23 protein-coding genes are annotated in these 20,097 nt (G+C 69.0%); 11 read left to right on the top strand and 12 right to left on the bottom strand.

From position 1 onward, the window contains the following. Positions 1 to 4 precede the first annotated feature (4 nt). On the top strand, positions 5 to 202 hold the full coding sequence (locus C474_RS04785) for a DUF4177 domain-containing protein (protein WP_008384497.1): 198 nt from the start codon (positions 5 to 7) through the stop codon (positions 200 to 202). After that, positions 195 to 1,193 carry a hypothetical protein gene (locus C474_RS04780; protein ID WP_008384495.1) on the top strand — a complete coding sequence of 333 codons (999 nt, stop codon included), beginning with the start codon at positions 195 to 197 and terminating at the stop codon, positions 1,191 to 1,193. The genes C474_RS04785 and C474_RS04780 overlap by 8 nt, the downstream gene beginning before the upstream one ends. 33 nt (positions 1,194 to 1,226) lie before the next feature. Here C474_RS04780 and C474_RS04775 read toward each other — a convergent pair whose 3' ends face one another. The 5 genes from C474_RS04775 to C474_RS04755 form a co-directional block, all read right to left on the bottom strand. Then, the gene (locus C474_RS04775) at positions 1,227 to 1,613 is read right to left on the bottom strand and encodes a hypothetical protein (protein WP_008384493.1); all 387 of its coding nucleotides are present in this window, start codon (positions 1,611 to 1,613) and stop codon (positions 1,227 to 1,229) included. Positions 1,614 to 1,689: 76 nt separating this feature from the next. Beyond that, positions 1,690 to 2,280 (bottom strand): cysteine hydrolase family protein, encoded by a 591-nt coding sequence (locus tag C474_RS04770; protein ID WP_008384491.1) that lies wholly within the window; start codon positions 2,278 to 2,280, stop codon positions 1,690 to 1,692. Then, positions 2,273 to 3,097, bottom strand: coding sequence for a YqcI/YcgG family protein (locus tag C474_RS04765; RefSeq protein ID WP_008384489.1), 825 nt, complete (start codon positions 3,095 to 3,097; stop codon positions 2,273 to 2,275). Before C474_RS04765 ends, C474_RS04770 begins: the two co-directional genes overlap by 8 nt. 124 nt (positions 3,098 to 3,221) lie before the next feature. Continuing rightward, the gene (locus C474_RS04760; protein ID WP_008384487.1) at positions 3,222 to 4,724 is read right to left on the bottom strand and encodes a sodium:solute symporter family protein; all 1,503 of its coding nucleotides are present in this window, start codon (positions 4,722 to 4,724) and stop codon (positions 3,222 to 3,224) included. A gap of 1 nt (position 4,725) precedes the next feature. Further along, positions 4,726 to 4,944 (bottom strand): DUF3311 domain-containing protein, encoded by a 219-nt coding sequence (locus C474_RS04755; RefSeq protein WP_049916721.1) that lies wholly within the window; start codon positions 4,942 to 4,944, stop codon positions 4,726 to 4,728. A gap of 300 nt (positions 4,945 to 5,244) precedes the next feature. Here C474_RS04755 and dnaG point away from each other — a divergent pair, with 300 nt between their 5' ends. After that, positions 5,245 to 6,747, top strand: a complete 1,503-nt coding sequence (gene dnaG, locus C474_RS04750; protein ID WP_008384483.1) for a DNA primase DnaG — start codon at positions 5,245 to 5,247, stop codon at positions 6,745 to 6,747. Positions 6,748 to 6,753: 6 nt separating this feature from the next. Here the strand turns inward: dnaG and C474_RS04745 are convergent, their stop codons facing one another. Next, a complete protein-coding gene (locus tag C474_RS04745) occupies positions 6,754 to 7,167 on the bottom strand; it encodes a GNAT family N-acetyltransferase (RefSeq protein WP_008384481.1) in 414 nt (137 codons plus the stop codon). Between the two features lies 1 nt (position 7,168). Further along, positions 7,169 to 8,497 (bottom strand): DUF92 domain-containing protein, encoded by a 1,329-nt coding sequence (locus C474_RS04740; protein ID WP_049916720.1) that lies wholly within the window; start codon positions 8,495 to 8,497, stop codon positions 7,169 to 7,171. 143 nt (positions 8,498 to 8,640) lie between these two features. Between C474_RS04740 and C474_RS04735 the strand changes: the two genes are divergently transcribed. Further along, positions 8,641 to 9,249: an undecaprenyl diphosphate synthase family protein gene (locus tag C474_RS04735; protein ID WP_008384479.1), complete on the top strand. Its 609-nt coding sequence runs from the start codon at positions 8,641 to 8,643 to the stop codon at positions 9,247 to 9,249. A gap of 133 nt (positions 9,250 to 9,382) precedes the next feature. Here the strand turns inward: C474_RS04735 and C474_RS04730 are convergent, their stop codons facing one another. Further along, entirely contained in the window at positions 9,383 to 9,613 is a 231-nt protein-coding gene (locus C474_RS04730) for a hypothetical protein (RefSeq protein WP_008384478.1), read from the bottom strand. 87 nt (positions 9,614 to 9,700) lie between these two features. After that, positions 9,701 to 10,663 carry a polyprenyl diphosphate synthase gene (gene uppS, locus C474_RS04725; RefSeq protein WP_008384477.1) on the bottom strand — a complete coding sequence of 321 codons (963 nt, stop codon included), beginning with the start codon at positions 10,661 to 10,663 and terminating at the stop codon, positions 9,701 to 9,703. A gap of 210 nt (positions 10,664 to 10,873) precedes the next feature. Between uppS and C474_RS04720 the strand changes: the two genes are divergently transcribed. The 7 genes from C474_RS04720 to C474_RS04690 all read left to right on the top strand — a co-directional run bounded on the left by C474_RS04720 (position 10,874) and on the right by C474_RS04690 (position 16,066). Then, positions 10,874 to 11,272 (top strand): DUF5778 family protein, encoded by a 399-nt coding sequence (locus tag C474_RS04720; RefSeq protein ID WP_008384476.1) that lies wholly within the window; start codon positions 10,874 to 10,876, stop codon positions 11,270 to 11,272. 153 nt (positions 11,273 to 11,425) lie between these two features. Further along, positions 11,426 to 12,517 (top strand): siroheme decarboxylase subunit beta, encoded by a 1,092-nt coding sequence (gene ahbB / locus C474_RS04715; protein WP_008384475.1) that lies wholly within the window; start codon positions 11,426 to 11,428, stop codon positions 12,515 to 12,517. A gap of 70 nt (positions 12,518 to 12,587) precedes the next feature. Then, positions 12,588 to 13,244, top strand: coding sequence for a precorrin-2 dehydrogenase/sirohydrochlorin ferrochelatase family protein (locus tag C474_RS04710; RefSeq protein WP_008384474.1), 657 nt, complete (start codon positions 12,588 to 12,590; stop codon positions 13,242 to 13,244). Beyond that, positions 13,241 to 14,614: a glutamyl-tRNA reductase gene (gene hemA, locus C474_RS04705; RefSeq protein WP_008384473.1), complete on the top strand. Its 1,374-nt coding sequence runs from the start codon at positions 13,241 to 13,243 to the stop codon at positions 14,612 to 14,614. The genes C474_RS04710 and hemA overlap by 4 nt, the downstream gene beginning before the upstream one ends. Positions 14,615 to 14,665: 51 nt before the next feature. After that, a complete protein-coding gene (locus C474_RS04700) occupies positions 14,666 to 14,941 on the top strand; it encodes a 4a-hydroxytetrahydrobiopterin dehydratase (protein WP_008384472.1) in 276 nt (91 codons plus the stop codon). Between the two features lie 4 nt (positions 14,942 to 14,945). Beyond that, entirely contained in the window at positions 14,946 to 15,317 is a 372-nt protein-coding gene (gene lwrS / locus C474_RS04695; RefSeq protein WP_008384471.1) for an LWR-salt protein, read from the top strand. Positions 15,318 to 15,385: 68 nt separating this feature from the next. After that, positions 15,386 to 16,066 carry an HAD family hydrolase gene (locus C474_RS04690; protein WP_008384470.1) on the top strand — a complete coding sequence of 227 codons (681 nt, stop codon included), beginning with the start codon at positions 15,386 to 15,388 and terminating at the stop codon, positions 16,064 to 16,066. Positions 16,067 to 16,071: 5 nt separating this feature from the next. Here C474_RS04690 and C474_RS04685 read toward each other — a convergent pair whose 3' ends face one another. The 3 genes from C474_RS04685 to C474_RS04675 all read right to left on the bottom strand — a co-directional run bounded on the left by C474_RS04685 (position 16,072) and on the right by C474_RS04675 (position 20,056). Then, the gene (locus C474_RS04685) at positions 16,072 to 16,833 is read right to left on the bottom strand and encodes a HalOD1 output domain-containing protein (RefSeq protein WP_008384468.1); all 762 of its coding nucleotides are present in this window, start codon (positions 16,831 to 16,833) and stop codon (positions 16,072 to 16,074) included. A gap of 65 nt (positions 16,834 to 16,898) precedes the next feature. After that, positions 16,899 to 18,803 carry a molybdopterin biosynthesis protein gene (locus tag C474_RS04680; RefSeq protein WP_083861951.1) on the bottom strand — a complete coding sequence of 635 codons (1,905 nt, stop codon included), beginning with the start codon at positions 18,801 to 18,803 and terminating at the stop codon, positions 16,899 to 16,901. Then, positions 18,791 to 20,056: a molybdopterin molybdotransferase MoeA gene (locus tag C474_RS04675; protein WP_008384466.1), complete on the bottom strand. Its 1,266-nt coding sequence runs from the start codon at positions 20,054 to 20,056 to the stop codon at positions 18,791 to 18,793. Before C474_RS04675 ends, C474_RS04680 begins: the two co-directional genes overlap by 13 nt. Positions 20,057 to 20,097 lie beyond the last annotated feature (41 nt).

Genomic DNA, 20,097 nt, shown 5'->3' with positions numbered 1-20,097 from the left:
TGGTATGGCGAACCGCGAACCAACAGAGTGGGAGTACAAGGCGGTCGAACCGACCCAGGGGCTGACGAAACGGGAGGCGGTCAACCCGACGGCGCAGTTCAACGAACTCGGCGCCGAGGGCTGGGAGTTCACGGGCACCATCGAGTACGACAAGGGCGGGACGAAGTTCGTCGTCTTCAAGCGACCAGTCGACGATGACTGACGACCTCTCGACGGAGAACAGGCTCCGCGAACGGACCGGCGTGAACAAGTACCTGTTCTGGGTGCTCCTCGGCGTGAACCGCCGGGTCATCATCGGCGCGTTGGCCCTCGTCGTCTTCCTCACGTTCGTGGGGGCCGGCGTCCTCAAACCGGTGTCGCTCAGGGCGACGATGGAGACGAGCGACATGGTCGAGACGCTGTTCTCGGGGCTCGTCGGCGCCATCATCACCAGCACGACGCTCGTCGTCTCGATAAATCAGCTCGTGCTCTCACAGGAGATCGGGTCGCTCGGAACCCAGCGCAACCGGATGGACGTGACGATGGACTTCTATCAGAACACGGACGAACTGCTCGGGAAGACGACGCCCTCGGACCCGGCGGTGCTCCTCGCGGAGGTTATCGAGGTGTGCGTGCAACGGGCGCGGGCGCTCCGGGACGCCGTCGAGGGAAACGACAGCGAGGAGTTCCGGGACCGAATCGGAGAGTACGTCGCGGACCTCGAAGACAACGCCGATACGGCCATGTCGGAGCTCGAAGACTCCGACTTCGGGACGTTCAACGTCGTCTCGCCCGCCCTGGACTTCAACTACGCCCGCAAGATGTACGACGCGCGGCGCCTCGGCGAGCAGTACGAACCGGAGATGAGCGAGGACGAACGCGGTGCGCTCCGGAACGTGCTGGAAGGGGTGACGATGTACGGACCGCTCCGGGAGTACGTGAAGGTGCTGTACCTCCAGTGGGCGCTGGTGAAGCTCTCGCGGGCAATTCTGTACGCCTCGGTCCCCGCCCTGGTCATCGCCGGCGCCGTCGTCATCTTCGTCGACCCGAACACGTTCACCGGGACGATACTGGGTCTGGAGACCATACTGTGGGTCGTCAGCGCGGCGTTCACGGTGTCGGTGTTGCCGTTTCTCGTGTTCATCGCCTACGTGCTCCGTCTGGCGACGCTGGCGAAGCAGACGCTGACGGTCGGGTCGCTCATCCTGAGTTAGGACGGCTCGGCCTCGGTTCCCCCCGTTCTCGCATCACTCGAAGACGCTCACGTCGAGGTACTTTCCGCCCCGAAGGTAGTCGGCGCCGATGAACAGCAGCGGCAATCCGGCGAGGCCGGTGGCGACGGCCAAGAAGAGGTCCTCGCCGCTCCCGCCGGCGGCCATCTGCACCGCGTTCAGGAGCATCGAGACGCCGAGGGCAACGTCCGCGACGCCGGCGAAGGCGTACCACGGCACCTCTCGACCCCCGACGGACACCGACGGGACGAGGCCGGCCACGGCGAAGCCGCACCCCGCGACGAAGAGACAACCGACGACGAGGGTAGAGAGGAGGGTGTGCGGCGGGGCGACGGCGACGAACAGGAGCGACCCGGGGAGAAAGAGGAGGGCGGGGACGAAAAACAGGCGGCGGCGCTTCATACCGGTCGGTCGTCGCGCGGAGCTGTAAACTCACCGACACCCGGGGGCGTCGCGGTGCCGACGGCGGCGACGGCGGTTACAGCGTCGACAGCACCTCGTCGGCCGTTCGTACGTCCGCGAACTCCCGATACAGGTGCGCCAGCGCGGTCCGGTGCATCTCGTCGGCGCCGTAGCGTTCGCCGTCCGGTCCCTCGCGTTCGTGCGCCGCGGTGGCGTCGGAGACGACGGTGGCGTCGAACCCCAGGTTCTCGGCCATCCGCGTCGTCGTGGAGACGCAGTGGTCGGTGGTGAGGCCGACGACGACCACCGACTCGTGACCGCCGTCGCGGAGCCACGACTCTAACTCCGTCCCGACGAACGCCGAGTTGACCCGCTTCGTGAAGACGGGTTCGTCGTCTCGGGGGGCCGTCTCCGGTTTCCACGCGAACCCGGGGGCGTCGCCGCGAAGCGGCGAGTCCGGTTCGGTGGAGTCGTGGCGAACGTGGACGCGCGGGTGGTCGCGTTCGCGCCACGCGTCGAGGAGGCGGGCGGCGTTCGACTCGGCGTCCGGGGTGCTGCGCTCCCCGTGCGTCGGGTCGTCGAGACCCGTCTGAAGGTCGACGAGGAGGAGGGCGGGGGCGGAAGCGGCGTCAACGTCGGCGTCGGCGTCGATACGTTCCTCAGTCATCGGCGGCCCCGGTTTCCGGCGGTAGGTTCGGGTGCGGTGGCGCGGCCTTCGGGTGCTCGCGGGTGACGACGATGGGGCACTCGTCGGGCGACTCGGCGGCGTCCTCGCGGAAGAGATACTGCGGCCACTCCCGGTCGCCGTCGACGCCCCAGTCGCCCAGGTCGGCGTGCGGGCAGACGCCGTCGTACTCCTCCATCCGGGACTGGATGGTCTCGCGGGCCTGCCGTCCGGCCTCGGTGTCGACCGTGATGCCGTCGAACAGCGACCGGGGCTGGAACGTGATTTCGAGGCCGACCGGGCAGTACCGGCTCCGGCGCCCCTCGTAGAACGGCGCGCGGCAGGTGGGGAACATCGGTTCGCCGCCGAAGCAGAACTCCCACTCGGGGTCGTCGGGGTCGGTCGGGATGTCCTCGGGCCACGGTTCGGGGTCGTGGACGTGGAGGAACTGGAGCAGGTGCCACAGCGCTTCGTGGTAGTCGCCCTCCGAGAACTCGCGGTCCGGCGGGCGAAAGAACGTCACGAACGACGTCCGTCCCGGCATCTCGCGGAAGACGTCGAGATACTCCAGTAGGGCGTCCCGAAAGGCGAAAAGCGCGTCCTTCTCCACCAGCGACGGGACGGCGGCGTACAGCGGTTCGCCGTCGCGGACGGAGTTCGCGCCGAAGTAGCAGGGGAACGGGGTGCCGTCACGTTCGCCGAGGAGGGCGTCGGTGAACGTCTCGAAGTGTCGGACGGCCCACTCGGGCATCTCCCCCGCCTCGACGCGGGCGGCCATCGACTCCTGAGTGAGGAGCGCTCCCACGCCCGGTTCGTTCATGCGAGAGGATTCGTCCGAACGGGCATGAGCGCTTCGGAAGTTCGATAATCGGTACGCGGCGGTGCATACGCCGACCGAACGAGAACCGCGAGCGTCGTTCGGTGTCCGTTTCGAAATAAGTCTCTCAGTCGGCGCGACTGCCCACGGCGAACGTGCCGGCGTCCTCCCCGGCCGCCGCGGGCGTCAGAAGCGAGACGCCGACGGTGAGTACGAGGGAGAGCCCCATCCCCCAGAGCGCGAAGTCCCAGCCGAGGTAGGTCGGACCGAACAGCGTCGCGCCGCGGACGGTCACCGGCGGGAGGAAAACGTGCAGGAGGTAGAACGCCTGCGCGCCGACGATACCGGCGTACATCCCGAGCTTCGTCGTCCGGGGCCAGTAGAGCGCCACCATCACCGGGAGCGCCAACTGCGCGAACCCGCCGAAGGCGGTGTCGCCTACCTCGACCAGCGTCCCCGGCCGGAACAGGCTGGCGACGAACGAGAGGACGGCGAACGCGGCGACGCCGATGCGGGCGACCCAGCCCTCCCGGTCGTCGGACGCCATCGGGTTGACGAACGGCCGGTAGAGGTCGCGGGTGAGATACGACGACCCCGAGAGCAGCATCGAGTCCGAGGAAGACATCATCGCCGCCATCGCGCCCGCGATGACGAGTGCGGCGAACCAGACGGGGGTGTACTCGTTCAGGAGGGCGGGGATGACGTTCGACCCCTCGGCCACCTCGACGCCCAGTCCGGCCGCCCACGCGCCCAGGAGGAACGCGGGGACGAACAGGAGGACGACGAGGACGGGCCAGAGCGCGAACGACCGCTTCAGCACGCGCGCGTCCTTCGCCATGAAGAACCGCTGGTTTATCTGCGGGAACATCACGACGCCGAAGGCGATGGTGACCGCCGTCGATATCACGTACTGGGGCGTGTAGAGGCCGCCGCCGAGTGCGAGCGCCTCGGGCGTGTTCGCGGCCATCCCCGCGGAGATGGTCGAGAGGCCGCCGGCCGCGGAGACGACCCACGCGACGGCGACCCAGACGATAGAGAGCATGAACAGCCCCTGTATCGTGTCGGTCCACGCGACGCCGCGGAGGCCCGCGAGGCCGACGTACAGTATCATGAACAGGGTGATGAGAGCCGCACCCGCCCAGTAGGGGACGGCGCCCTCGGTGAGGCCAACGATGGCCTCGCCGGCGCCCATCTGCTGCAGCATCACGTAGGGGAACAGCCAAAAGAGGCTGAACACGGCGACGAGGGCGCGGAGGTGCTTGGACCCGAAGCGGTCGCCGAGCATCTCGCCGAGCGTGACGTACCCGTGCGCGCGTCCGATGAGCCACTGGCGGTAGCCCACGACGTACCAGAGGAGAGCGAACAGGACGCCGTCCATCAGGCCCATCACGAGAATCCACTCGGGGCCGGCCGAGTAGGCGACGTTGGGGCCGCCGAAGAACGTGAACGCCGAGAGCAGCGTCGCGAACGTCGTGAACAGGAGGACGACGGTTCCCAGCGACCGACTGGCGAGGTAGTAGTCCTCGGCGTCCCGACTCGTCAGTCGGTAGGCGACGAAGCCGACGAGAAGCGAGACGACGAGGTAGGCGCCGACGACGCCCGTCTGCACGAGGAGGTCGGAGGCGACCATCTCACACCTCCCCGTCGACGTTCATGCCGCGGTCCCACGCGCCGCGCGTGAACAGGTAGAACGCCACGGAGGCCAGCGCCATCCACCCGACGTGCCACCACAGCCACACCGGCAGTCCGGCCCACACGGTCGCGTCGCGCCACATGAACCACGGAACGGCGAAAGTCACTAGGACGGCGAACACGCCGACCCACAGATAATCCGTCTTCGGTCGCGTCATCGGAACCGGATAACCACTCATATCACGTAAGTATTGTTGTTTTCGATTCGTTCGGCAATTCCGAAGACAAATTTCCATCATAGCCTCGGATCGGGCGAGACCGGGGAGGAAAACCCGATACCGGCCCCCGAAGGGTCGAGGGACGTACCGTGGGGGCGTCGTCGTCCCGACGACGAACGTCGAAACGGACGACCGGTACGATAGTTATTTGCCCGTAGCGGCCCTTATATAAGGCCGTCACCGAGTCGCTCGTGACACCGTTACCATCATCATCTCAGCACCCAGGAGGGGTGTCTCATCATGGACGATACAGCAAAATATCTCATTCACGCCGCGATTACCGCGGACGGCGTCGTCGAACGCTCCGACGTCGTCGGCGCCATCTTCGGGCAGACGGAAGGTCTGCTCGGCGAGGAGTTGGATCTCCGCGACCTCCAACAATCGTCGAAAGTCGGCCGCATAGACGTACAGATAGAGAGCGAGAACGGCCAGTCGTTCGGGTCGGTCACCATCGCCAGCAGTCTGGACAAGGTGAAGACGGCCATCCTCGCCGCCTCGCTCGAAACCATCACCCGCGTGGGACCGTGCCAGTCCGACGTCCGGGTCACGGACATCGAGGACGTGCGCGAGGCCAAGCGCCGCGAAGTCGTCGACCGGGCCAAGGAACTGCTCTCCTCCTCGTTCGACGACAGCGTCATGACCTCCACGGAGATTCTGGACGAGGTCAAAGAGAGCGTCCGCGTCGAGGACATCACCGAGTTCGAGGGGCTACCCGCGGGTCCCCGCGTCCACGACTCCGACGCCATCATCGTCGTCGAGGGGCGGGCGGACGTGCTGACGCTTCTCCGCTACGGCGTGAAGAACGCCGTCGGCGTCGAGGGGACGAACGTCCCCGAAGCCATCGCGAAGTTGACGCAGGACCGCACGGTCACGGCCTTCCTGGACGGCGACCGGGGCGGCGAACTCATCCTGCGCGAACTCGCGCAGGTGGGCGACGTGGACTACGTGGCGTTCGCCCCCGACGGGCAGTCCGTCGAGGACCTCCAGCGCCACGAGTTGATGTCGGCCCTCCGGAACAAGGTCGCCTTCGAGATGCTCCCGACCGAGGGGAGCGTCCGCGAGGCGGCGACCGACGGGCCGGTCTCCGAGGGGGACGCCGCGGACCCTCCTCGGGAGTCGCAGACGACTGAGTCTGCGGCTCCGACCTCCGAGACGGGGTCCGAGGACGCGTCCGCCGGCGGACAGACGGGCGTCACCGTCGAACGACTCGACGACGCGTCGCCCGAGACGACGTCGGCGGCGAACGGACCGGCCGAGACGGACGCGCAACCGACGGTCCGGGACGCCACGTCCGCGAACGGCGCGGCCGGCGTGGTCACCGAGGCGTCCGAGAGCGACGCCGACCCCGACGAGACCGCCGAGAGCGACGCCGGGATGAACGGGACGACGGACGGGACGGCGTCCGAATCGTCCCCCGAGGACGCCGACTCGAACGCCCCGCAGTCGCTCCTCGAACACGTCCGGGAGGTCGTCGAGGCGGGGTCGGGAACCGTCCGCTTCCTCGACGAGGAACTCGCGACCGTCGACGAACGCGACGCCGCGGAGGCGTTCGACGCCATCCGCGACGCGGAGACGCCGCCGCACACGGTCGTACTCGACGGGGAGTTCGACCAGCGTCTCGCCGACGTGTCGGCCCAACGCGGCGTCGGGCACGCCGTCGCCGCCTCGACCGGCGAGTTCGTGAAGAAGCCGGTGAGCGTCCGCGTCCTCGCCGCCGAGCAGTTGCTCGACGCCGGCGAGTAGGCGGGATCAGACCGTCAGCGCGTACGCCACCGCGTCGCCCGACTCGAAGTAGTCCGGGCGGCGGCCCGCTTTCTCGAAGCCGACCGATTCGTAGAGCGACCGCGCCGCGTCGTTCCCGGCGGCGACGGTGACCGTGACGACGGACCCGCTGGGCCGCGTCTCGAACACCGCGGTCAGCAGGTCGCGGGCGCGGCCCTCGCGCCGGCAGTCGGGGGCGACGACCAGTTCCGCGACGTGACAGGCGTCGTCGTCCTCGACGGCGAGAAGGTAGCCCACCGGCCGGTCGTCGGCGTCGACGGAGACGAAGAGGGTGCCGACGAGGCCGGCGGCGGCGAGCAGTCGAGGAGCGGGTTCGTCGAGGTGCGACTGGAGGCGCGAGAGCGTTGACCGGTCGTCGGGGCGGGCGCGGCGGACGGGCACGTCAGAGGACGAGGAAGGCGACGCCCGTGCTGACGACGGCGCCGACGAGCGTCGCCGTGAAGTTGACCGCCTCGTTGCCGACCCGCGCCCCCTCGACGGTGGCGCCGAGAACGCTGTCGACGGTCATCCCCGCGAGTCCGCCGAGGAGGACGACGGCGCCGCCGACGGGCGTCGTGACGGCCGAGAGGAGGAGCATGGCGACGACGGCGACGATGGCCGCGCCGACGAGGCCCGACAGTTCCCCCTGCCACGTCACGCCGCCGTCGGTGCCGGGGTCGACCCGTTCGAACGTCGTGATGAGTCGGGTGTTGTCGTAGAGGCCGCCGACCTCCGAGGAGAGCGTGTCACTCAGGGCGGCGGCCATCGACCCCGCGAATGCGTACTGAAAGAGCGTCCCGTCGACCGGTATCCGCGTGCTGGCGGCGAACCCGACGACGGCGACGAGGGCGACGGCGGCGTTGCCGAGGACGTTACCGGTGCCGCGGGCGCCGTCGTTGTCCTCCGCGACGCCGCGGTTGCGCTTCTCGTCGTACCGGAACTTCGTCGATAACGCGCCGATGGCGAAGAACGCCATCAGGACAGCGAACCAGCCGAAGCCGCCGAAGACGATAACGAGCAGGCTGAACAGGACACCGGAGAGCATCCCGGCGACGGAGGCTGCTTCGAGCGCGTAGGAGATGTATCCGAGCGCGACCGTGAGAGCGAGCGCACCGACGATTTCGACGGCGCCGACCGGTCCCGCGAGCGCGCCGAACAGCCACAGCAGGAGTCCCGTCGACAGCATCACCAGCGGGTCGTCGCGTTCGAACAGCATCTCGCGGAAGAGCGCGGCGACGACCGCCGCCGACGAGGCGAGGAAAACGAACAGCGGAAGCGACGGCCACAGCGAGGCGACCGGGACGGCGGTCTCTTCGATGAGGCGGGCACCGATCTGTCCGAAGAAACCGCCGAGGAACCCCCCGACGACGAACCCCGAGGTGCCGAGGAAGGGGTCGTCGGAGACGGCAGCGACGGCCTGCTTGCCGAGATTGCCGTAGGAGATGACCAACACGGTGGCGACGAACAGTGCGACGGGCATCTCCATCGCCGCGACGAGAATTGCGAGACCGGCGGCGGCGAGCGCGAACCCCGCGAGACCGTTGAGGCGGCCGTCCTGGTGGTCGCCCGGGCGAGCGAACACCTCGAATAAGGGGCCGTCGTCCACGACGAAGGCCGCGAGGAGGGCGACGGCCGCGAACGGGGCGAACGCCGCCGCCTTCAGCACCGGTGCGGCGAGCGCTAGCGTCCCCACAGCGGCAAAGCCGCCCGCCCGCCGGAGCGTCGATTGCACACAGTCGGGTATCTCCGACGCGCACTTAACCCTCCCGACATGGCCCATGCGGCCCCGAGGGCGCGCGAGGGCGGGTCGGTCGCGCTCCGAGGCGGAGCGCCGGAATCGGTGGGGTTTAGCGACGGGGGGACGCATCGGTTACCGTGGGACTGTACGACGGTTACCTCGCCTTCCGACTCCGGCGGCACGACGCCGACCCCCCGTCGCACGTCGCCGTCGTCATCACCGAACGCGACCTACTCGAACAGGGGGCCTACGAGACCCTGTCGCGATTTCTCGAATGGGCGTTCGAGTTCGGCGCCGAACGCGTCACCATCTCGGTGAGCGTCCTCGACGAGGCCGTCGTCGAGACCCTCGAACGCGAACTCCGCGACGTCGAATCCCCCCGCCCCATCGCCGTCCGCGGCCCCGGCGACCGGGAACGCGCCGACGAACCCGTGCAGGTGAGCATCGGCCTCGGCGGCAAACGGGAGTTCGCCGACGCGGTGCGCGACATCGCGGAGGACGTGGAGGCCGGCGATATCTCGCCGGACGACATCGGCGCCGACCACGTCGAGGAGCGACTCGTCTTCCCCGACGAACCCGACCTGCTCATCAAGACGGGCGCCGAACGCCTCTCGGATTTCATGATCTGGCAGTCGGTCTACTCGGAACTGTACTTCACGGACGTGAACTGGCGGGACTTCCGGAAACGGGACTACCTGCGGGCCGTGCTCGACTACCAGAACCGGCAGCGGCGGTTCGGTCGATAGGCCGAACGCCGTCGCGAACGAAGTGAGCGACGGAAATGTGGCCGGTAGGCCGAATCTCGTCGGAGTGTTCCGACGGCGGTTCGGGCGCCGACGGAGGAAGCGTCCGAACGCCGTTGCGAGCGGAGCCGGGAGGTCAGTCTCCGCCCTCACCGCCGAACAGACTGCTGAAGGTCCGCACGAGGTCGAGGACGGCTTCGAGGAACTGGTCGAGACCCCGAACGAACTCCGTCAGTCGGTCGAGCACTCCGAGAGCCGTCTGAGCGGCGGTCGGGGGAGCGAGAGTCGCGAGAACGCCCGCGTCTACGACGGCGACGGCGAAGACGAAGACGATACCCGCTGCGAACGCTCCGGAACGTGGTTTCATCGGTACCTCGCGTAGTGCGCCCAGCCGTTTGTATCGTCTGATGGGCGGACGCTCCGAGGCGACGCGTGCTTCGGTGCGACGACGCGGTCAGTCCGCGAACTCAACCGTCTCGGTCTTGCGTTCCACGTCGCTCCCGTCGCCCTGTCGCTCCAACTCGGCGACGACCTCCTCGGCTCCGGCAGAGGGGAGTTGCTCGCGCAGGCGGCCGGCGACGGTCTTGGCCTCGGCCAACTCCGTCTCGGCCGCCGACCGGACGAGCGCGACGGCCCGTTCGGTGCGGGTGCGCTGCCAGGACTTCTCGCGGGACTCGTACGTCCGGAGGCCGCGGAGGAAATCAACCTTCGAGAACTCCGGCCAGTAGGGCGCACAGAAGTAGACGGCCGCCTCGTTGCCGTTGGCGTGCCACGGCAGGAAGTTCGACGTCCGTTCGTCGCCGCCCGTCCGGATGATGAGGTCGACGTCGCGGGCGGGGCGGCGACAGAGTCGCTCGTCGACGGCGTCGAGAGAGACGTCCGACGCCGAGAGCTCTCCCGCCTCCACGTCGCGGGCCACGTCGCGGGCGGCGGCGAGCAGTTCGGCCCGGCCGCCGTAGGCGAGGGCGATGTTGAGACGGAAGCCGTCGTAGTCGCCCGTCTCCCCCTCGGCGTAGTCGATGGCCTCGCGGAGGCGGTCCGGGAGGCGGTCCGTCTGGCCGATGGCGCAGATGCGGACCTCGGAGTCGTGGACGCGTTCGGCGTCGGCGAACTCGTACAGTTTCGACTCGATGAGGTCGAACAGCGGTTCGAGTTCGTCGGCGGGGCGGTCGAAGTTCTCCGTCGAGAAGGTGTACAGCGTCAGTTCCTCGACGCCGGCTTCGTCGCACCAATCGAGGACGCGTTCGGTCGTCTTCGCGCCCTCTCGGTGTCCCTCCGGTTCGTCGTCGCCGTGACTCCGGGCGTACCGGCGGTTGCCGTCCTGGATGATGGCGACGTGCGCGGGTCCGTTTCCGAGTTCACGGCGGAGCGTCCGCTCGTAGGCGCCGTTGAACTGTCGACGAAGCCACTGTCTCATTGGAGATGAAACCCTTCCGAGACGTATGTTTCTTTTCGTTCTCCCACCACGTTCAGTCCATATCTACTATCCTTCTATCTGATAACTGTTGTGGGCGTTCGAGCGGGCGAGCGTCTCCGAACGTCGATAGCAGGTCACGTTCGGAGGATCGCGCCCGCGCCGCCGCGGACGAACCGCCACCCGTTTATCCCTCCTCGCCCACCGTCGGGTATGAGCGAGACAGTAGACGAGGACCTCTACAAACGCACGCTGGCGCTCTTAGAACCCGGCGACATCGAACTCCTCGGCGCCGTCGTCCACACCGACCTCGGCAGCGAGGAGGACCTGGAGATGCAGGAACTCACCGTCGACATCAACGAGGTCATCTCCGGGCGGGCCGGGAAGGGCGAGACGTACATCTACGCCGGCAACGACGACACGGACTTCGCCTCGAACCAGTTCCAGGGACTCACCCTCGACGACGAGGCGTTCGTCTGGGAGTGCCAGCAACTCCTCCGAGACGGGACCTTCGACCTCGTGTTCTACTACGAGGCGAACGTCGACCAAGACGGCCTCGTCTCCGACCTCGAAGCCCTCGACCGCGTCGACCGCGTGACGCCGGTTCCGTAGCGGCGGTCGGGCGAGGAGAGCGCCCGTTCGTCTATAGCTAACCGTACGTTTTCGGTCCGGCGTCGTCTGGAGCGAGACGGTGAGCGATCCCCTTCGAGAGACCGAACCGCCCGCTCCGAGACGCTTATCCTCGCGGACTTCCGAGGGACGACCATGAGCAGGGCCGACGTCGACAGAGCCGAGTTGACGGACCTCGACCGAGCCGTCGTCAACGCGTTTCAGGGGGGGTTTCCCGTGGTCGAGCGACCCTTCGAACCGGCCGCGGCGGCGCTCCGAGAGCGCGGTATCGACGTGAGCGCCGCGGAACTCCTCGACCGCGTCCGCGACCTCGACGAGGCGGGCGTGCTGACGCGCTTCGGCGCCCTCGTCAACGCCGAGGAGATAGGCGGGACGGCGACGCTGGTCGCCATGCACGCCCCCGAGGACCGATTCGAGGAGGTGGCCGAACTGGTGAACGCCCACCGGGAGGTCGCGCACAACTACGAACGCGAGCACCCGCACCTCAACATGTGGTTCGTCGTGAGCGTCGCCGAGGAGGACCGCGTCGCGGAGGTGCTCGCGGAGATAGAGGCGGAGACGGGTCAACCGACGTACAACTTACCGAAAGAGGACGAGTTCCGCGTCGAGGCGAAGTTCATGCTCGACGGGCCGATTCCGGCGGGCGACGTGGACCTCTCGCATCTCGGTCCCGACGTGGAACCCGAGAACCGCCGGACGCTGACGCCGGCCGAACGCGACCTCGTGCTGGAGATACAGGGCGGCCTCCCGGTGACCGAGACGCCGTACGCCGACGTGGCGGCCGCCCTCGGCGCGGAGACGGACTGGGTCGTCGAGACCATAAAGCGGTTCGAACTCGAAGGCAAGGTCCGGCGCGTCGGCGTCATCCCGAACCACTACGCCCTCGGCTACACCGAGAACGGGATGACCGTCTGGGACGTCCCCGACGACGTGGTCGACGACGTCGGCCCCGCCGTCGCGTCGCTGGACTTCGTGACGCACTGTTACCGGCGGCCCCGCCACGAGGGGGTCTGGCCGTACAACTTCTTCGCCATGACGCACGGGCGCTCGGAGGCGGAGAGCGAGGAGCGAATCGAACGGGTGCGCGAGGTGATGGCCGAGCACTGGGACGTGGGCCCGCGGACGACCGACGAGGAGCAGGGCGACTGGGACACGCTGTTCTCGACGCGCATCCTCAAGAAGACGGGAATCAGGATGGACGAGCGAGCGGACGCCAACACGGAGTGACGAGCGTGAGAACGGCGAACGCGAGCGGACACGAGAGCAGACGAGCGAACGAGAGGGAGGTGCGAAATCGGTGATCCCGCTGTACCACGACTTCACGGAGGAATCGGTGCTCGTCTTCGGCGGCGGCGCCGTCGGCGCGCGGAAGGCGCGGCGCTTCGCCGCCGAGGCGGAGGTGACCGTAGTCGCCCCGGCGTTCGAGTTCGGGGCGGACGACTACGGCGGCGCCGAGTTGGTTGAGGCGTCGCCGACGCCCGCCGAGGTGGCCGACTGGGTCGCCCGATACTCGCCGGCGTTGGTCGTCGCTGCGACGGACGACGAAGCGGTGAACGACGCCGCCGAACGCGCCGCCCGGGAGGCCGGCGCGCTGGTGAACCGCGCGGACGTGAGCGGCGAACGCGAGGGAGCGGGGAGCGTCGTCGTCCCCGCGACGGCCGAGGACGGCGACGTGCGGGTGGCGATTTCGACGGGCGGAGCGAGCCCCGCCCTCTCGAAGCACCTGCGCGAGCGAATCGAAGCGGAAATCGAGGGTGCGGGCGCGATGGCGGAACTGACCGGGCGCCTACGCGAGGAGATGCGCGAGAGCGACCGCACGCCCCGCGAACGGCGGGACGCGGTGCGCGCCGTCGTGCGATCGGAACGCGTGTGGAAGGCTTTACGTACGGGGGAATCTAAGGCCCGCCAAGAGGCAGACCGCGTGATACGTAACACTGGAGGGGGAGAACGATGAGGAGCGCAGGAGTCATCTCCGGCGTTCGCGTCTCTCACGAGCGCGCGACCGTCGACGAGATAGAGTCCGCGTCCAGCGAGGACGTCCGCTCCGTCATCGAGACCCTCCTCGCGCACGAGGGCGTCTCCGAGGCCTTCGCCCTGCAGACGTGTAACCGTGCCGAGGCCTACGTCGTCACCGACGCACAGGCCGCCGGCCGCCGCGCCCTCGCCGACTTCGCCCCCCACGTCCGCGACGGCGTCGTCGTCCAGATGAGCCACGAAGAGAGCCTCCGCCACCTGATGCGGGTCGCGGCGGGGCTCGAATCGCTCGTCCTCGGGGAGGACCAGATACTCGGCCAACTCAAACGCGCCTTCGAGGACGCCCGCGGCGCGGGCGGCATCGGGCGGGTGCTCGACGACGCGGTGACGAAGGCCGTCCACGTCGGCGAACGCGCCCGGACCGAGACCGCGATAAACGAGGGCGCCGTCTCCCTGGGGTCGGCGGCGGTCCGTCTCGCCGAGTCGGAGTCCGAGACGGCGCTGGCCGGATCGACGGCGCTGGTCGTCGGCGCGGGCGAGATGGGCGCGCTGGCGGCGAAATCACTCGCTGACGCCGGCGTCGCCGAACTGGTCGTCGCCAACCGCACGGTCCCGCACGCCGAGCACGTGGCCGCGGAGGTGGACGTGCCGGCGCGGGCGATTCCGCTCGCGGCCGTCGACGAGGCGGTGGAGGCCGCCGACGTGGTCATCTCGGCCACCGGCAGTCCCGACTACGTCCTCTCGCACGCCCACGTCGAAACCGGCGGCGAGACGACGCTCATCGACATCGCGCAACCGCGCGACGTCGACCCCGGCGTCGACGCCGTGCCGGGCGTCGTCGTCCACGACATCGACGGTCTGGAGGCGGTCACCGACGAGACGCGCGAACGCCGCCGCGAGGCCGCAGAGCGCGTCGAGGCGATGATAGACGAGGAGTTCGAGCGACTGCTCGAATCGTTCAAACGCAAGCGCGCCGATCAGGCGATAAGCGGGATGTACGAGGCCGCAGAGCGCGTGAAGGGGCGCGAACTGGACACGGCGCTGTCGAAGCTAGAGGCGCAGGGCGAGTTGACCGACGAGCAGCGCGAGACGGTGTCGGCGCTCGCGGACGCCCTCGTCGGCCAACTGCTGTCGGCGCCGACGAAGAGCCTCCGCGAGGCCGCCGTCGAGGACGACTGGGACACCATCCAGACGGCGATGACGCTGTTCGACCCCGATTTCGGCGGCGAAGAACCCTCGCTCGGCGCGCCGTCGGGTCCGCGGGAGGGACGCCCCGAGAACGTCCCGGAGGACGTCCCGGACGACGCCGACGTCCCCCAGCACGTCTTAGAGAGCCTCTCGGACGACTGACGACTCGGGAACGGGGAGAAACGTTATTCGGACGGCGTCCGACGCACCACTATGGCCGAGCTACTCGAAGACGACGAGATACAAAGCCGCCTTCCCGACGGCTGGGAACGCGACGGCGACGAGATAACGAAGACCTACGAGTTCGACGACTACCTGAAGGGTATCGAGTTCGTCACGCAGGTGGGCGAGGTAGCCGAAGAGGAGGTCCACCACCCGGAGATTATCATCAACTACGAGGAGGTCGAAGTTCGCCTGACGAGCCACGAGGAGGGCGGCATCACGGAGAAGGACATCCGACTCGCGGACCTCTTCGACGACGAGCGATAGCGCCGTGGACGCCGCGTACGTCTTCCGAGTCCGATTCCGCCTCGACGCCGAGGCGGGCGTCCGAACGGACCCACGGACCTTCGAGACGGTGGTCGAAGTGGCGGCCGACGACCCGGGCGAGGGCGACTGGCTGTTCTTCCGCGACGCCCTCTGGCGCGGCGAGGTGAACGACGGGCATCACGCCCGCGAACTCGCGGAGGGGTGGCTGTCGGTCCCCGTCGACTCGGTGTCGTTCCGCGAGTTGCGCGCCGACGAGGCGTACATGGAGGCGTTGCGAGCGGAGATAGCGGCGGACCCGACCCCGTTCAACGCGGACTCGGCGCGCGAGACGCTCCACAAATACCTCGGGTCGAGCATCCGGGTCGAGGAAGCGTGAACCGGTCCGTTAATCGGACAGTACCGACGAAACACATATAGCGAGAGAAACCCTATCACTGTCTCCTGATGGTTTCCGACGCATACGACTTCTGGCTGTTCGACCTCGACGGAACGCTCGTCGACGCCGACTGGTCGTACACCCGAGAGGTGTTCGACCGGGTGAGCGACAGTCTCGGCCGGGAGTTCACCGACCGCGAGGCCGAGATACTCTGGCACGGCCTCGGGGGCGCCCGCGACCCGCAACTGCGCGAGTGGGGTATCGACCCCGCCGAGTTCTGGCCGGCGTTCCACGCCGTCGAGGACCCGCAGGCCCGCGCGGAGGCGACGTACCTCCACGAAGACGCCGCCCGCCTCCTCCGCGATGTCGTCGAGGACCGACCGGTCGGCGTCGTCACGCACTGTCAGCGCTTCCTCGCAGAGCCCGTCATCGACCACCTCGACCTCCGGGATTGGTTCGACACGGTGGTCTGTTGCACCGAAGAACTGGGCTGGAAGCCGGACCCCGCGCCGGTCCAGCACGCGATGCGGGCGTTGGGCGTCGACCCGGAAGAGGGGCGCGGCGTCCTCGCCGGCGACGGATCCAGCGACATCGGCGCCGCGTGGAACGCCGGCCTCGACGGCCTCCACGTCGAGCGTCACCCGCCGGAACGTCGCGGTCGGTGCGTCCTCGCGGACGTCAGAGTCGACTCGTTCGACGACCTACGGACCCGTCGCGTCGCCACCGACGGCGGATTCGTCCCCGAGTAGCCGACTCACTCGTAGCCCGTCTCCGGAAGGCGGCGGACGGCGATGAAGCCCTCGCTGGAGACGGACACCTCGTACTGCCCGTACGGAAACCGGACGTAGATGTCGTAGCGGGGCGCTCCGTCGCCCCGCGGTTCGAGCATCGACTGTAACGCTTCCGTGTCGAGCGACGAGAACAGGGGCTCAGATTCGAGGACGTCGACGCCGGTGTACGCCGCGAGCACCTGCGCGATGGTGGTCCCGAGTTCGTCGTCGACGTCCCAGTCGTGGACGCCGATGATGGTCCACGGCCCGCCCTCTATTTCGGCGGGGAACGTCCCCACGGCCTCCTCGGTGGTCTCGCACGGCCGTCCCTCGAACAGTTGCGCCTCGGTCACGGTCGGAGCGCGGTCCTGGGAGGCGAGTTTGCGGGCGCGTTCGACGACGGCGGTGATGCCGTCGGCCTCCGCCTTCCTGACGTACTCGGAGACGTCCGCCTCCAAGGCGTCGAGAGCGACGTCGTCCCACTCCTTGGCCGTGTAGAAGATGATGGGCACGTCGCCGATTCGCTGCCGCGCGGCGACGATGAACGCGGTGTCGTCCGCGAGGCGGAGCGAGTCGCTGATGATGCAGTCGACGGCGTGCGAATCGAGCAGCGTCAAGCCTTCTTCAGCGTCGGACGCGGTCAGCACTTCGACCTCGTCGCCGTGGGCGCGACGAAAGGAGAGCGCGGAGAGTTCCAGCATATCGGGGTCGTCGTCGACATGCAGGACGGTCGATGCGAGGGACATACCACGTCGGTTAGTCTCATACCACAAAAAATTTCGTGCTGACTGATGTGTGAGTCAGTCGGTTGTCAGTTCGGTTCGTACCCGTCGAGGCGGTCGAACACGTCGCCGGCCGCTTCGAGCACCGACGCGAACGCCTCGACGCTGGATTTCTTCGTGCGTTCGGGGTTGGCGAGGACGCGCACGGACTCGCGGCCGACGGGGACGAACGCCATCCCGAGGTGCTCGGCGGTGGCCCGAAGGCCGAGTCCGGCGTCCGCCTTCCCGCGCAGGACGGCCCGCGCGGGGCTCTCGGTCGCCTTCGTCGTCAGTTCGTAGCCCGAAATCGCGTCCGCGAGGTCGCGGCGGTTCGCTCCCCGGTCGTCGGCCAAGTCGCCGAGGGCCGCTTCGAGGGAGGACCGGAGTCCGGAATCGGTGCCGCGGTTGACGAAACGCAGATCCCGCTCTACGAGGTCCGCGAGGCCGGTCACGCTCTCGGGGTTGTCGGCGGGGACGACGAGCCCCCACTCCCGGGTCCACCGACCCAGTTCGACGGCGTCGACGTCCCGGTCGACCGGTCCGGTGGCGACGGCCACGTCCGGCACGCCGCCCCGGAGTCGGCGGAGGCCCTCGCGGGTGCCGACCGGGAGGAAGCGCGGCGCGTCGAGGCGGTCGAGGAGGCGCGAGAGCGCCGGGTCGTCCTCGCCGACGCCGAGCAGGGTCGGGGGGCGCACGTCCGGCGAGAACAGGCGCACCTCGACGGACTCGCCCTCGGCGAGATAGTCGGTGTCGGGGTGAATCTCTACCACGCCGTCGGCCTCGACCAACGAGGTGGTCGCCCCGCTCCCCTTGTCGACGGGGTAGACGAGCGTCTCGCCGCCCTCGTCCTCGACGAGGCCGACGGGCATGAGGCGCATCCGGCCCTCGCCGTAGCGCTCGCGGACCGCCATCGACCCCGAGACGGTCGCCGTCCGCGGTTCGGGCAAGCCGGCGGCGCGGCGAATCGCGGGCGCGACGAACGTCCGGAAGATGGTGAGCGCCGAGACGGGGTAGCCCGGCAGGCCGACGTACGCGGAGGGCGACTCACCCGTTCCCAGCGTTCCCACGAGCATGGGTTTGCCCGGCTTGACGGAGACGCCGTGCAGGAGCAACTCGCCGCGTTCTTCGATGACGCGGTAGATGACGTCGACAGCGGAGGCCGACGTCGACCCCGAGGAGAGGACGAGGTCGCACTCCTCGGCCGCCTCTATCAACAGACGCTCCATCTCCTCGAAGTCGTCGCCGGCGTGGGGGTACGTCCGGACCTCGCCGCCGGCCTCCTCGACGCCGGTGGCGACGGTGTAGCTGTTCACGTCGTATATCTGCCCGGCGTCGCTGTTCAGGGGCTCTCCCGGTCGGACGAGTTCGTCGCCGGTGGAGACGATACCGACCGTCGGTTTTCCGCGAACGGGCACCTCGTCGACGCCGAGCGCCGACAGCAGGCCGATTTCGCGCGGCGTGAGCAGCGTCCCCGGACCGAGGGCGCGCGCGCCGGCGGCCACGTCCGCGCCGGCGAGCATCACGCTGTCGCCGGGGGCGACGGCGTCGCGGACGACCACGTTCCCGCCTCGCTCCTCCGTTCGCTCCACGATGACGACGGCGTCCGCGCCGTCGGGCATCACCGCGCCGGTCGAGATTTCGGCCGCCTCGCCGTCGCCGACGGTCACGTCGGGTTCGACGCCCGCGTGCACCGCGCCGACGAGGGCGAGTTCCCGCGGCGACCCCTCGTCGGCCCCGAAGGTGTCCTCGGCGCGGACGGCGTAGCCGTCCATGCTCGCCCGGTCGAACCCGGGGACGTCCATCCCGGCGTCGACTCGTTCGGCGAGGACGCGGCCGCGCGACTCCCGGAGGGGGACCGTCTCCGCCTCGGGGGTCAGGTCGAGGCCCGCGATAGCCTCGTGCGCCTCGACGGGGTCCGCCAGGTCGCGGAACTCCTTTCGGCTCACGCGGACCACTCCCATCCTTCGACGGTCACCGTCTCGTCCTCGGCGTAGCCCTCCCGACCCTCCGGGACGGTCACCCACCCGTCGGCGAGGGCGACCGAGGAGAGCACGCCCGACCCGTCGGCGCGGGTGGGTTCGGCCGTCCGTTCGGCGCCGTCGTGGGCGTTCGCGTCACCGTCGTCGAGTCGCACGCGCGCGAACGTCCGAACGCCGGGTTCGCTCGGAATCTTCCGCCGCAGGCGGGCCTCGGCGGTCGGGAACGGTCGCTCGGGGAGGTTCCCGACGCGCTTGAGGAGGGGCCGGAGGAACTGGACGGCGTTGACGATGCAGGCGACGGGGTAGCCCGGCAGCATCACGACGGGCGTCTCCTCGACGATTCCGAGGGCGACGGGGTGGCCCGGTTTGAGGGCGACGCCGTGAACGAGCACCTCGCCGAGTTCGGAGACGACTTCGGGAATCAGGTCGCGTTCGCCGACCGAGGACCCGCCCGTCGTCACGACGATATCCTTCGTCAGGTCGCGTTGGACGGCGGCGCGGAGGGCCGCCTCGTCGTCGGTCACCACGTCGCGGTACGTCGCCACGCCGCCCCAGCGTTCGACCAGACGCGAGACGGTGAGCCCGTTCGTCTCGATTATCTCGCCGGGGTCGGGGTCCGACTGGACGAGTTCCTCGCCCGTCGGAACCACGCCGACCGTGGGGTACTCGTACGCCGACACCTCGTCTATCCCAACGGATTTCAGGAGACCGAGGTCCGAGGGGCGGAGTTGGTGGCCGGGGTCGAACAGTCGCTGCCCGTCGGCGACGTCCTCGCCCGTCTCGCCGACGTTCTCGCCGTCCGTGACGGCGTCGAACACCTCCAACTCCTCCCCGACGGCGTCGGCGCGTTCGACCATCACGACCGCGTCCGCACCCGCCGGGAGTTCGCTGCCCGTGTGGACGCGGACGGCCGACCCGGGGTCGACCGCGCGGTCGGGCGTCGACTTAGCGTCACCGTCGGCGAGGCGGAGAACCGCGGGCGACCGGTCGGACGCCCCGAACGTGTCCTCGGCGCGGACGGCCCACCCGTCCATCGCCGCGCGGTCGTAGTTCGGCACGGGGTTCGGCGCCGTCACCGCCTCCGCGATGGGTCGCCCGTCGGCCCGTCCGAGGGGAAGCCTCTCGGTCCGTCCGTGCGTCGTCGCCGCCGACAGGAGCGTCTCGCGCGCCTCGGCGACCCGCGTGCGCTCTTTGAACCCGGCGGTCTGCCGGTCGTGCGCGTTCGTCATACCGAGTCGTTGCGGGCCGACGGTAAAAGGCTCCGCGGGGC

The organism is Halogeometricum pallidum JCM 14848, assembly GCF_000337095.1.
Lineage (GTDB): Archaea > Halobacteriota > Halobacteria > Halobacteriales > Haloferacaceae > Halogeometricum > Halogeometricum pallidum.
This window is presented reverse-complemented; position numbering and strand designations above follow the sequence as displayed.